This is a genomic window from Psychroflexus curvus (assembly GCF_020164585.1).
Classification (GTDB): domain Bacteria; phylum Bacteroidota; class Bacteroidia; order Flavobacteriales; family Flavobacteriaceae; genus Psychroflexus; species Psychroflexus curvus.
The window spans coordinates 222,145-234,161 of sequence record NZ_JAIQZF010000004.1 but is presented as its reverse complement, the minus strand read 5'-3'; the positions used below and the strand labels follow the sequence as shown (position 1 = coordinate 234,161).

Below are 12,017 nucleotides of genomic sequence, written 5' to 3'. Positions count from 1 at the left end.
CTCTCTGTGTCTTCGAGTGTAAAGCTTTAATAAAATTTAAAGATAAAACTACCGAATTTAATATAACTAGAGTAATCAACTCAGGGATATAGGCTATTCTTTATAATCTCTGGGAATTTCACAAACAGGGATGGGCTGCATTTTGTGTTGATTGGCTGTATTCAGTTTTTTATAAAGTTCTAAAACTTCTTGTTGTCGATCTGATATTTCTGAGACCTCACCATCAAATCCCATCACCCATTCCAGCTCATCGTAACTTGCCCCAATCTGATCTTCATCTGTTCTGTGGTCTCCATGAAGACCATCGGTGGGTTCTGCCTCCTGAATCTCGTCAATGACGCTTAAACTTTCAGCAAGTTCATACACTTCACTCTTCATCAAATCTGCTATAGGACTTAAGTCTACACCGCCATCACCATATTTTGTATAAAAACCGACCCCAAAATCTTCAACCTTATTTCCAGTACCGACAACTAAATAGCCATGTATGCCGGCAAAATAATAAAGGCTTGTCATTCTTAATCTGGCTCTGGAATTGGCAAGTGAAAAATCCTGTAAATCTTTATCCTCTATTTCAGGGAGGCTAGCCTTGAACGTGTCGAAGGTGTTGGATAAATCTACCTTCACAGAACTCACATTAGCAAATCTACCTTCCAGATGTTCAATGTGTTTTCTCGCTCTGGAAACTTGAGATTTATGTTGATGTATGGGTAATTCCACGCATAAGGTAGGTTTTCCTGTATTAGCACAAAGTGCTGAAGTCACAGCCGAGTCTATTCCTCCAGAAACTCCAATCACAAAACCATTTTGATTGCTTTCCTTCAAATAATCCTTCATCCATTCTGTAATGTGGTCAATTGTTTTCTGGGCTTTCATGGGACTCATTTTAGGCTTTAATACTTACATTTGCATCAAATATAAATAATCTATTTAGTTACTAAACATTACCACTAAAAATATGAGGTTTCCTTTACTCTTGTTAAGTCTTTTTTTGGTTTTATCTGCCTGCACCCAAGATTCAAAATTGAATTCTGAGGCAGAGACTTTAGAGGTTAATTTGGATGTTGAACGCTTCGATTTTCAGTTTGCAGAAGCTTCGCCTGATGAATTAGGAGCATTAAAATCCAGGTATTCTAAACTTTTTTCAGAACAAGTCCCAGATAGTTTATGGGTGGTCAAAATGCAAAGCGATCTTCAGCATGAAATCAACACTGAAGTCAAAAAAAGCTTTCCAGATTTTAAAGGTGAAACCGAGCGCATTGAGCGCTTTTTTAAATACGCTAAGTACTACTTTCCAGCCTACACCATACCCACAGTTTACACCTTGGCCGAGGAAGTCAATTATCGACAAAAGCTTATTTTGACAGACGACCTGCTACTGATTTCCTTAGATAATTACCTCGGCAAAGACCATAAATTTTATAATGGTCTGGCTGAATATATTGCTTTTCAACAGGATAAAGAATTTTTAATATCCGACATAGTGCAAGAATTTGCTAAGCAAAAATTGAATGCTAAACGATCCAGGACCTTTTTGTCTGACATGGTTTACCATGGGAAAATACTTTATTTAAAAGACCTTTTAATGCCTTTTGAACCTGATGCTGCAAAAATTTATTATTCCGAAGATCAGTTAAAATGGGCCGATGAGAATGAAACTCAGATCTGGTCTTTTTTTGTAGAAAACGATTTGATTTATTCAACTGATATTCGTCTGGAAAACAGATTTATAAGCCTCTCTCCTTATTCAAAATTTTATCTGGAACTGGATAATGAATCTTCTCCCAGAATTGGTCAATACATCGGCTGGCAAATTGTAAAAGCTTATATAGATAAATATCCTAAAACAAGCATAAAAGAGCTATTAAAACTCGAGTCTGATGTTATTTTTAAAAAATCAAATTACAAACCTTAGTTATGATTGAAAAAAAGTCTGAAATCAAAATCAACGTTATTACCGACGAAAATAGAATTCCAGAAAAATTAACCTGGTCTGCACAGGATGGCGGTATAGACAATGAAGAAGCCAAAGCTGCTTTTCTTAGCATTTGGGATCATAAAGCTCAAGAAACTTTACGTATAGATCTTTGGACCAAAGAAATGCCAGTAGATGAGATGAAAAAGTTTTTTCATCAAATTTTTGTGGGAATGACTGATACTTTCCAAAGAGCTACCGATGACGAGAAAATGACGGCAACCATGAAGGATTTCTGTGATTATTTTGCAGAAAAATTAGACATTAAAGATGCTAAATGATGCAAAAGAATAAGGCTCTAATTTTTGTTTATAACGCCAACTCTGGAGTTCATAATTCATTGCTTGATAGTGTTCATAAGATTTTAAGTCCAAAAACGTATGAGTGTAATTTATGTGAACTGACTTTTGGTGCCATTTCTGAAAACAGGAAATGGAAAGCTTTCCGAAAGAAAAGCGATATCGAAATGGTCTTTTTGCATAAAAAGGAATACCAACGCAAGTTCAAATCTAAATTTGAAAAACTCTACGATTTGCCAGTCATATTATATCAGGATAACTATGACTTAAGCCTTTTGATGGGGAAAGATGAACTCAATCAAATTGAAAAGGTCGAAACGCTGATTGAAAAAATAAAGTCCAGGATATAATTACTTCAACGTCTCGTTAATGTTTTGGATGTAATCCAAAATTTCATCTCGTCCGGTTTTGTTAGCAGATGACGTGACAAAATAAGGGGGTAGTTCCGCCCAGGTTTCTGCCAGTTTCGCTTTATAATCAGCGATATTTTTTTCTAAGGCTTGGGGCTTCAATTTATCTGCTTTGGTAAAGACAATAGAAAATGGAATTGCATTGGTTCCCATCCATTCCAGAAATTCTAGGTCTATGGGTTGAGGTTCATGTCTGCAGTCGATCAGGATAAACGTGTTGACAAGCTGCTGACGCTTTTCGAAATAAGCGGTGATGTATTTCTGAAATGTTTTCTTCTCCAGCTTGCTGACCTTAGCGTAGCCATAGCCTGGTAAATCTACAAGGTGCCAATTGTCATTGATGAGAAAATGATTGATAAGCCTTGTTTTACCCGGTTTCCCAGAAACTTTAGCAAGATTTTTCCGGCCTGTAATCATGTTAATCAAAGAGGATTTTCCCACATTACTTCTTCCTATAAAAGCATATTCTGGCAAGTGCGAAACAGGGCATTTAGCCACATCCGAATTGCTTACGACGAATGCTGAGGTTTTAATTTTCATGAGATAAGTGTCTTAGAAATTTCTTTTCTCAAGCCATGCATACAAGAGATCGTTGAACTGGTCTGGATGTTCCATCATAGCCGCATGCCCACATTTGTCTATCCAGAATAATTCAGAATCTGGTAGAAGTTTATCAAAATCTTTAGCTACTTGTGGAGGAGTAACCTGGTCTTGTTTTCCCCAGATGATACAGGTTGGTGTTTCCATGTTTGGTAAATCTTTCGACATATTGTGACGAATAGCGCTTTTGGCAATCGATAAAGTTCTTAACAATTTACTTCTGTCGTTGACCACGCTGTAAACATCATCAATGATTTCTTGAGTAGCGACTTCCGGGTCATAAAACACGTCCTGAGCTTTCTTTTTGATGTATTCATAATCGCCACGTTTTGGGTAACTTTCACCCATGGCACTTTCGTAAAGTCCTGAACTCCCGGTAATAACCAAAGCTTTGACAATTTCAGGATAGAGTTTAGTAGTTAATAATCCTACATGACCTCCAAGGGAGTTTCCTACTAAAATGACCTGACCGTAAGATTTAAAGTCAATGAATTCCTTGATGTACTTGGTGATGTTTTTTATGTTGGTTTTAAGAAGTGGCAAGTCGTAAAGTGGTAATTCTGGGACGACAACCTTATAGCCCTTTTCAGGGAAGTAAGTCATAACTCCGTCGAAGTTACTTAAACCACCCATCAGTCCATGTAAAATAACAATTGGAGTACCTTCACCTCTTTCAAAGTATTTAAACTTGCCTTCTTGCGTTATGTGTTCTTCCATCGGGTTTTCAGAATTTCAAAATCCAAATATAAAGATATTTGTATAAGAAATACCTACAGTTCTTGAGACTTGTCTTTTCGAAATGTAAAAGAGTGTAAATAAGACTTTTAAAACATGATTTTTGCCAAAGTTCCAGTTACCGTTCTTAAATTTTCTTCAAAAAAACAAGATTACAGACTTTATCCACAAGGATTTGGGATTTATGAGAATCTCTGGAAGTATAGATAGTTACTGCTTTCAACAAGTCATAAAAGTTTCTAGTGGAAAAAGTTATCCACAATGTGGTAGAAAGTGGTAAAAAGTGGTAAAAATTTCGATATATTTGAAATTGAAATCAAACTTACCATGAATACCCTAATAGGATCTTACGAATGCAAAGTTGACACAAAAGGTCGACTTATGCTACCATCTGGCCTTAAAAAGCAGATGCTTCCTATTATTGAGGAGGGTTTCGTTTTGAAACGTTCAGTGTTTCAGCCTTGTCTGGAATTATACCCGATGAGTCAATGGAACTTACTGATGGATAAGATGAATGGTTTGAATCGATTCAATAAGAAGAACAACGATTTTATAAGAAAATTCTCTGCTGGTGTCAAAATCATCGAAGTCGATGCCAATGGTAGATTGTTAATTCCCAAAGACCTCATCAATTTTGCTGCAATTGAAAAGGAAATAGTGGTTTCTTCTGCAATTAATATTGTAGAGATTTGGGATAAAAAGAACTATGAATCAGTCATTAGCGATTCTGAAGACTTTGCAGATTTAGCTGAAGACGTTATGAATTTTGATACGAATGAGTGAGGCTTACCACATCCCTGTTCTGCTAAAAGAAAGCATTGACGGCATGTCCATAACACCAGACGGTGTTTATGTGGACGTGACTTTCGGTGGTGGTGGTCATTCCAGAGAAATATTATCTCGACTTGGAGATCATGGAAAGCTATATGCATTTGATCAGGATCAAGATGCTCAGGAAAACACAATCGATGATCCGCGATTCACGCTGATTCCAGCCAATTTTAGATTTATAAAGCGTTTTCTGAAGCTGGAAGGAGTGAAACACGTGGACGGCATTCTTGGAGATTTTGGGGTTTCCTCTCATCAGTTTAATGAGGGGGAGAGAGGCTTTTCCATAAGGTTTGATGCTGAATTGGATATGAGGATGGATCAACAAACCGGACTAAGTGCTTCAGAACTGATCAACACTTACTCTGAAAAGCAATTATCTCAATTGCTATGGCAATATGGAGAAATAAAAATGTCCAGAAAGTTGGCTAAAGCTATCGTAGAAGAAAGAGCAGTAAAGCCAATTCAGTCAACTTCAGAATTGAATGCTTTGTTAACTCCATTTTTTCCACCTACCAAAGTCAATAAGTTTTTGGCTCAGGTATATCAGGCTATTCGCATTGAAGTCAACCAGGAAATGGAAGTTCTTAAAGAGTTTTTGCTCCAGACACCAGATTTGATTAAACAAGGCGGAAGACTGAGTTTGATCTCCTATCATTCTTTGGAAGACAGGCTGGTGAAGCGATTTATAAGAGATGGGAAATTTTCTGGAGCACCAGAAAAAGATTTTTATGGAAATATGCTGGTTCCTTTCAAAAAAGTTGGAAAGCTGATGACGCCAACTCCAACCGAAATGAAGTTAAACAACAGATCGAGGAGTGCGAAATTACGAATTGGAGAAAAGTTATAATCATGTCAAATGGTATAGGAAACATATTGAAAGGTAAATTTTTGGTAAGCGAAGGCGCTTTCACCAACTGGGCTTTTATTGTGTTTTGTGCTTTGCTTGCTATTATAATGATTGCCAGTTCTCATAGTGCGGAACGAAAAGTGTACAGAGTTGCAGAACTCAATCAGCAACTCAAGGAACTCAGAAGTGAATTTGTGGACACGCGTAAAACCGTGATGCAGCAAAAAATGGAGTCTAACGTTGCAAGGAAGATGAAGCAACGCTCTATTGGTTTATCCGATAAACCGCCTTATAAAATTTTAGTAAAGACCAAATAAAATGACAACAGACAAAAGCATTTTAAGTCGGTTTTACATTATAGCAACTGCGCTGGTCATCGTGTTTATAGCTTTGGGCTACAAGCTTTTCGATATTCAGATTGTTGAGGGCCAAAAGTATAAAGACCTGGCTCAGGAAACAGTGTACAGAAACTTTAGTATTGAGCCTAATCGTGGTAATCTCTATGATACCAATATGAATTTGTTGGCGACTTCGGTTCCTAAATACGATATCAGATTTGATGCTATCACTGTTTCAGAAAGCAATTTTCAGAAACATGCTTCAGCTTTAGCTTCAGAATTGTCCAAGCTGCTTGGACATACTAAAAACTATCACCTTCAGAAATTAAAGCGTGCCAGGGAAGTCAAAAACAGGTATTTACTTATAGCTAAGCAACTGGATTATTCAGAATATGTGGCCATACGGGAATTTCCACTATTCAATCTTGGGCCTTATAAAGGTGGCTTCATAGCAGAACAATCTACGGTGAGAGAACATCCGCTTGGCAAAATTGGAGAGCGTACCGTTGGTTTTGGAAATGTAGGCCTGGAAGGTGCCTTCGATGACTACTTAAGAGGTAAAGAGGGGCAGAGGTTGAAACAAAAAATAGCTAAAGGGCAGTGGAAACCGATAAGCGATGTTAATGAAGTGGAGCCAGAAGATGGCTACGATGTTATTTCTACAATTGATGTCAATATCCAGGATGTTGCTCATCATGCCCTGCTAAGACAGCTTGAGCATTTTGAAGCAGATCATGGAAGTGTGGTGGTTATGGAAACCAAAACCGGAGAAATTAAGGCGATATCCAATCTAGGTCGCATCAAAGGTTCTGATAAATATTACGAGAAACTTAACTATGCCGTATACGAACCGCACGAACCTGGCTCAACATTTAAGTTGATGAGCATGGCTGCAGCTTTGGAAGATAAAGTTATCGATACCAGTACAGTTTTCAACACCGAAAATGGTGTAGCTCAGTTTTATGACCGTAAAGTTTATGATTCAAAACGTGGTGGTTACGGTAAGATTTCGGCTGCCGAAGCCTTTCAGGTATCTTCTAACACTGCATTTTCAAAAATGATTTACGACAATTATAAAGACAACCCCGAACGATTCGTGAATCGACTTTATAATATGGGACTGAACAAAAAAATCGGATTAAAAATTAAGGGTGAAGGTCAGCCTACCATTCCTCATCCAGATGATTCCAACTGGTATGGGACAACCTTGCCCTGGATGTCTTTTGGCTATGGAGTGACTTTGACATCACTGCAAACCTTAACTTTTTATAACGCGATTGCCAATAATGGACTAAAGGTAAAACCAAAATTCATTAAACAGGTAAGAGATAAACATTCACTAATCGAGTCGTATTCAGAACCTATTATTGAAGGAAGTATTTGTTCCAAAGAGACCGCTTTGAAACTGAGAAGCATGATGGAAAGCGTAGTAGAAAAAGGAACCGGGAGTAATATCCGTCATGATAATTTCAAAATGGCTGGAAAAACCGGAACCTGCCAAACCGAATATTGGATAGAATCTGGCCGTTACGTCTCTTCCTTTGTGGGATATTTTCCTGCAGATGAACCTAAATATTCCTGTATTGTGGTAATTCATAAGCCAAACCCTAAAATAGGTTATTACGGAAGTACAGTTGCTGCACCAGTTTTTGAAAAAATTGCCCAAAAGATTTATATCGATACACCCATTAAAGACGAGATTTCTGAGAAAGTTATCCAAGAAGCTGACCTGGCAAATTCCGCTTATGAAAACTACTATGAAGTTTCTCAAAAGTACAAAACCGTCATGCCAGACCTTACAGGATATCCCGCTATGGATGCGGTTTCCATATTAGAAAATCTAGGTCTTAAAGTGACTCTTGTTGGCGATGGTGAAATCGTGAAACAGTCGATAAAAAGCGGTGCAAAAATATCAAATAACCAACACGTAAATTTAATTTCAAGTTGAATATATTAAAAGACATATTATATAAAGTTCCTATTAAATCTGTAAAAGGTTCAACGGCTCTGGAAGTGAATAACCTTCATTTCGATAGCCGTTCTGTAACTCATCAGGATGCCTTTGTTGCCATAAGAGGTACTGCTGCAGATGGACATTTATTTATAGATGCGGCTATTTCTAAAGGTGCTCAGGTGGTTGTATGTGAAGACCTTCCTTCTGAATTAGCTCCAGGGATCACTTATGTTCAGGTGAAGGATACCAGAGAGGCATTGGCGATTATGGCTTCCAATTATTACGGAAACCCGTCGTCCAACTTAAAGCTTGTTGGAGTTACCGGAACCAATGGTAAAACCACGGTAACTTCTTTGCTGTATCAACTATTTAAAGCGCTTGGTTTTAAAGTGGGTTTGATTTCTACCGTCACTATAAAAGTTGACGATAAGGAATTTTCAACCAAATTGACGACTCCAGATTCTCTGAAGATTAACTCATACCTCCAAATGATGAATGAGGTTGGAGTAGAGTTTTGTTTTATGGAAGTGAGTTCTCACGGTATTGCCCAGCACAGGACTCTAGGGCTCGACTTTAAAGGTGGAATTTTCACCAACCTTTCTCAGGACCATCTGGATTATCACAATTCTTTTGCTGAATACAGAGACGTTAAAAAAAGATTTTTTGACCAGTTGTCTAAAGATGCGTTTGCAATCACCAATATTGACGATAAGAATGGCAACTATATGCTTCAGAATACCAAGGCCAAAACTTATGGGTACGGAGTTAAAAACCTTACAGACTATAAAGTTAAAATTCTTGAAAAGAGCTTTTCAGGATTAAAGTTGACTATCAACGGAAATGAAGTCTGGTCGAGATTTATAGGTGATTTTAATGCCTATAACTTGTTAGCCGTTTATGCAGCAGCAGACCTGCTTGGAGTCGATGAACTTGAAAACTTACAGACGCTGAGTCAGTTGAAGCCGGTTGATGGAAGGTATCAGCATCATGTTTCAACGACGGGTATTCATGTGATTGTGGATTACGCCCACACTCCAGATGCCTTAAAAAACGTGTTACAGACTACCAACGATATCAGAACCCGAAATGAAGACCTCATTACCGTTGTAGGTTGTGGAGGAGATCGAGATAAAACCAAGCGTCCAGTGATGGGTAAAATTGCCGGGAACCTGAGCACCAAAGTTATTTTCACCAGTGATAACCCAAGAACAGAAGATCCGGAAGAGATAATAAGCGATATAGAAAAAGGCGTGGAGTCTCAGGATGTGTTTAAAACTTTGAGCATTACTTCCAGGCAACAGGCTATCAAAACAGCTTGTAGTTTAGCTCATAAAGGAGATATTATTTTGATTGCGGGAAAAGGACATGAAACTTACCAGGAAGTTCATGGGGTGAGATCAGATTTTGACGATTTAAAAATTGTGAAAGAGTTATTAGCTCAGTTTAATAAATAAGATATGTTGTACCACTTATTCGAATTTTTAGAAAACAGTTACGATCTTCCTGGAGCTCGCTTGTTTCAGTACATATCTTTTAGAGCAGCCGCTGCTATCATCTTATCACTTTTGATTTCTACAATTTTTGGTAAACGCATCATTTTATTCCTTCAAAGAAAACAAATAGGAGAAAGTGTAAGAGAACTCGGCCTGGAAGGCCAAAAAGAAAAGGCTGGCACACCCACAATGGGAGGGCTAATTATTATTTTTTCAACGCTTATCCCCGTTTTATTATTCTCTCAACTCGATAATATTTATATCATTCTTTTGATTGTAACCACGCTTTGGATGGGGGCTATTGGATTTTTGGATGATTACATCAAAACATTCAGAAAGAACAAAGAAGGATTAAAAGGGAAATTCAAAGTCATTGGCCAGATTGGGCTTGGGATTTTTGTAGGTGCAGTGATGTATTTTCACCCTGATGTTACGGTAAGGACAGAAAATGTGGTAACGACCACCAATAACGTACAGGTAATTTCTGAAACCTCACCAGAAGAGAAGTCTACAACCACTACAATTCCCTTTTTTAAGAACAACGAGTTGGATTATTCCAAAGCCATTTCCTGGATAAGTGAGGGGGCAGCATCTTACGCCTGGCTTATTTTTATTCCGATTGTTATATTTATTGTTACTGCCGTTTCCAATGGCGCCAATCTTACCGATGGTATTGATGGGCTGGCTGCAGGAAGCTCAGCTATAATCGTGTTGACCCTGGGTATATTTGCCTGGGTCTCGGGTAATGTTATTTTCTCAGATTATCTGAATGTGATGAATATTCCACGCACAGGGGAAATGACCATTTTTATAGCCGCGTTTTCGGGAGCTCTCGTTGGATTTTTATGGTACAATACTTACCCGGCTCAAATATTTATGGGAGACACTGGTAGCTTAACAATTGGCGGAATCATTGCTGTAATTGCCATTGCTACCCGTAAAGAATTGCTGATTCCAATTCTCTGTGGCATTTTCTTTATTGAAAATTTATCTGTGATTCTTCAGGTTGGCTGGTTTAAATATACCAAGAAGAAATCAGGAGTTGGAAGGCGTATCTTTTTGATGTCTCCGCTTCATCATCATTATCAAAAGCAAGGTTTTCATGAATCTAAAATCGTTGTTAGATTTTGGATTATAGGAATTCTATTGGCTGTTATCACCATAGTAACACTTAAAATTAGATAAATGGAAAAACTAGTTGTTTTAGGTGGGGGAGAAAGTGGAGTAGGAGCTGCCATTCTAGGTAAGGTCAATGCTTACAAGGTATTTTTGTCGGATTTTTCAAAACTAAAGCCTAAGTTTAAAACTAAATTAAATTCAGAAAAAATTGAATTTGAAGAAGGGAGACACACGATTTCAAGACTTGAAGCTGCAGATGTTGTTGTGAAAAGCCCAGGTATCTCTGATGATTTGCCCTTAATTCAAAAACTGAAGAAAAAGGGAATTAAGGTGATCTCAGAAATTGAATTTGCTTCCTGGTTTACCGATGCTAACATGATCGGGATTACAGGATCGAACGGCAAAACTACAGTCACCAATATGGTGTTTCATATTTTGAAAAATGCTGGCTTATCAGTTTCTATGGCGGGGAATGTAGGTTTCAGTTTTGCTGAACAAGTGGCCAGACACTCTGTTCATAATTATGTGCTCGAACTCAGCAGTTTCCAATTGGATGGTATCGAAAGTTTTAAGCCTCACATCGCGATTTTAACAAGTATTACAGCAGATCACTTAGATCGATATCATAATAACTTTCAGGAATACATCGAGGCTAAATTCAGAATTACAAAAAATCAAACCGGGGACGACTACCTCATTTATAACAAAGACGATGAAGTGATTGTGGCCTGGCTGGAACAAAATCCGGTTAAAGCTCAATTAATTCCTTTCACTATGGCGACGCTTGTGGAAGATTTATCCGCTTTTATCGAAGACAATAAAATTAATATAAAACTCAACCATAATTTATTCACTATGTCTGTAACAGATTTAGCCGTAAAAGGCGACCACAATACTAGAAACGCAATGGCAGCCTCTACAGCTGCGAGATTGCTTAAGATTAGAAAACAAACCATTCGTGACAGTATGGAAAGCTTTCACGGTGTAGAACACAGGCTGGAGCAGTTGGGCAAAATCAACAAAGTATCATTCATCAATGATTCTAAAGCTACCAATGTGAATGCGACATTTTATGCGTTGGGAAGTATGAATGCACCAACGGTTTGGATTGTAGGAGGAGTTGATAAAGGGAATAAGTACGAAGATTTACTGGCCCTGGTCAACGAAAAAGTAAAAGCTATTGTTTGCCTGGGTATCGATAATCAAAAGATATATGAAGCCTTTAGCAACTGTGTGGATACGATTCTTGAAACATCCAGTATGGCTGATGCAGTCTCGAAAGCCTATGACTTAACCGAAGAAGGCGATGCTGTGCTTTTATCGCCAGCATGTGCGAGTTTTGATTTGTTTGAAAATTACGAAGACAGGGGAAGACAATTTAAAAATGCAGTACAACAGCTAAAAAAATAAAGAAAA

The 12,017-nt window shown here is 37.9% G+C and carries 13 protein-coding genes; 10 read left to right on the top strand and 3 right to left on the bottom strand.

Annotation, left to right across the window (positions count from 1 at the left end; all coding sequences use genetic code 11):
* Positions 1-93: 93 nt before the first annotated feature.
* The gene (gene nadE, locus LB450_RS07595; RefSeq protein ID WP_224487321.1) at positions 94-876 is read right to left on the bottom strand and encodes an NAD(+) synthase; all 783 of its coding nucleotides are present in this window, start codon (positions 874-876) and stop codon (positions 94-96) included.
* Positions 877-958: 82 nt separating this feature from the next.
* On the opposite strand from nadE, the gene gldB reads away from it, so the two are divergent.
* Genes gldB through LB450_RS07580 form a run of 3 tightly spaced genes read left to right on the top strand, consistent with a single transcriptional unit; the run spans position 959 to position 2,624 of the window.
* Entirely contained in the window at positions 959-1,915 is a 957-nt protein-coding gene (gene gldB / locus LB450_RS07590; RefSeq protein ID WP_224487320.1) for a gliding motility lipoprotein GldB, read from the top strand.
* 2 nt (positions 1,916-1,917) lie between these two features.
* On the top strand, positions 1,918-2,256 hold the full coding sequence (gldC, locus tag LB450_RS07585) for a gliding motility protein GldC (RefSeq protein ID WP_224487319.1): 339 nt from the start codon (positions 1,918-1,920) through the stop codon (positions 2,254-2,256).
* On the top strand, positions 2,256-2,624 hold the full coding sequence (locus LB450_RS07580; protein WP_224487318.1) for a GTPase: 369 nt from the start codon (positions 2,256-2,258) through the stop codon (positions 2,622-2,624). Before gldC ends, LB450_RS07580 begins: the two co-directional genes overlap by 1 nt.
* On the opposite strand, the gene yihA is transcribed toward LB450_RS07580, so the two are convergent.
* Together yihA and LB450_RS07570 are read right to left on the bottom strand one after the other, a co-directional pair.
* Positions 2,625-3,224 carry a ribosome biogenesis GTP-binding protein YihA/YsxC gene (gene yihA / locus LB450_RS07575; protein ID WP_224487317.1) on the bottom strand — a complete coding sequence of 200 codons (600 nt, stop codon included), beginning with the start codon at positions 3,222-3,224 and terminating at the stop codon, positions 2,625-2,627.
* 12 nt (positions 3,225-3,236) lie between these two features.
* Positions 3,237-4,001 (bottom strand): alpha/beta fold hydrolase, encoded by a 765-nt coding sequence (locus LB450_RS07570; RefSeq protein ID WP_224487316.1) that lies wholly within the window; start codon positions 3,999-4,001, stop codon positions 3,237-3,239.
* A gap of 345 nt (positions 4,002-4,346) precedes the next feature.
* On the opposite strand from LB450_RS07570, the gene mraZ reads away from it, so the two are divergent.
* From mraZ to murD, 7 genes are read left to right on the top strand one after another with little or no spacing between them, the layout of a single operon-like run.
* Positions 4,347-4,802 (top strand): division/cell wall cluster transcriptional repressor MraZ, encoded by a 456-nt coding sequence (gene mraZ / locus LB450_RS07565; RefSeq protein WP_224487315.1) that lies wholly within the window; start codon positions 4,347-4,349, stop codon positions 4,800-4,802.
* The gene (gene rsmH, locus LB450_RS07560; protein ID WP_224487314.1) at positions 4,795-5,697 is read left to right on the top strand and encodes a 16S rRNA (cytosine(1402)-N(4))-methyltransferase RsmH; all 903 of its coding nucleotides are present in this window, start codon (positions 4,795-4,797) and stop codon (positions 5,695-5,697) included. Before mraZ ends, rsmH begins: the two co-directional genes overlap by 8 nt.
* 2 nt (positions 5,698-5,699) lie before the next feature.
* Positions 5,700-6,014: an FtsL-like putative cell division protein gene (locus LB450_RS07555; protein ID WP_224487313.1), complete on the top strand. Its 315-nt coding sequence runs from the start codon at positions 5,700-5,702 to the stop codon at positions 6,012-6,014.
* A gap of 1 nt (position 6,015) precedes the next feature.
* Positions 6,016-7,983, top strand: coding sequence for a penicillin-binding protein (locus LB450_RS07550; RefSeq protein ID WP_224487312.1), 1,968 nt, complete (start codon positions 6,016-6,018; stop codon positions 7,981-7,983).
* Positions 7,980-9,443 (top strand): UDP-N-acetylmuramoyl-L-alanyl-D-glutamate--2,6-diaminopimelate ligase, encoded by a 1,464-nt coding sequence (locus tag LB450_RS07545; RefSeq protein WP_224487311.1) that lies wholly within the window; start codon positions 7,980-7,982, stop codon positions 9,441-9,443. Before LB450_RS07550 ends, LB450_RS07545 begins: the two co-directional genes overlap by 4 nt.
* A 3-nt stretch (positions 9,444-9,446) precedes the next feature.
* The gene (mraY, locus tag LB450_RS07540) at positions 9,447-10,667 is read left to right on the top strand and encodes a phospho-N-acetylmuramoyl-pentapeptide-transferase (protein WP_224487310.1); all 1,221 of its coding nucleotides are present in this window, start codon (positions 9,447-9,449) and stop codon (positions 10,665-10,667) included.
* Positions 10,668-12,011: a UDP-N-acetylmuramoyl-L-alanine--D-glutamate ligase gene (murD, locus tag LB450_RS07535; RefSeq protein WP_224487309.1), complete on the top strand. Its 1,344-nt coding sequence runs from the start codon at positions 10,668-10,670 to the stop codon at positions 12,009-12,011.
* The last annotated feature ends 6 nt before the right edge of the window (positions 12,012-12,017 follow it).

What these genes read in the sequence shown, in the direction of transcription:
- nadE (WP_224487321.1), bottom strand. Translation starts at nt 876, where the DNA reads ATGAAAGCCCAGAAAACAATTGACCACATTACAGAATGGATGAAGGAT.
- gldB (WP_224487320.1), top strand. Translation starts at nt 959, where the DNA reads ATGAGGTTTCCTTTACTCTTGTTAAGTCTTTTTTTGGTTTTATCTGCC.
- gldC (WP_224487319.1), top strand. Translation starts at nt 1,918, where the DNA reads ATGATTGAAAAAAAGTCTGAAATCAAAATCAACGTTATTACCGACGAA.
- LB450_RS07580 (WP_224487318.1), top strand. Translation starts at nt 2,256, where the DNA reads ATGCAAAAGAATAAGGCTCTAATTTTTGTTTATAACGCCAACTCTGGA.
- yihA (WP_224487317.1), bottom strand. Translation starts at nt 3,224, where the DNA reads ATGAAAATTAAAACCTCAGCATTCGTCGTAAGCAATTCGGATGTGGCT.
- LB450_RS07570 (WP_224487316.1), bottom strand. Translation starts at nt 4,001, where the DNA reads ATGGAAGAACACATAACGCAAGAAGGCAAGTTTAAATACTTTGAAAGA.
- mraZ (WP_224487315.1), top strand. Translation starts at nt 4,347, where the DNA reads ATGAATACCCTAATAGGATCTTACGAATGCAAAGTTGACACAAAAGGT.
- rsmH (WP_224487314.1), top strand. Translation starts at nt 4,795, where the DNA reads ATGAGTGAGGCTTACCACATCCCTGTTCTGCTAAAAGAAAGCATTGAC.
- LB450_RS07555 (WP_224487313.1), top strand. Translation starts at nt 5,700, where the DNA reads ATGTCAAATGGTATAGGAAACATATTGAAAGGTAAATTTTTGGTAAGC.
- LB450_RS07550 (WP_224487312.1), top strand. Translation starts at nt 6,016, where the DNA reads ATGACAACAGACAAAAGCATTTTAAGTCGGTTTTACATTATAGCAACT.
- mraY (WP_224487310.1), top strand. Translation starts at nt 9,447, where the DNA reads ATGTTGTACCACTTATTCGAATTTTTAGAAAACAGTTACGATCTTCCT.
- murD (WP_224487309.1), top strand. Translation starts at nt 10,668, where the DNA reads ATGGAAAAACTAGTTGTTTTAGGTGGGGGAGAAAGTGGAGTAGGAGCT.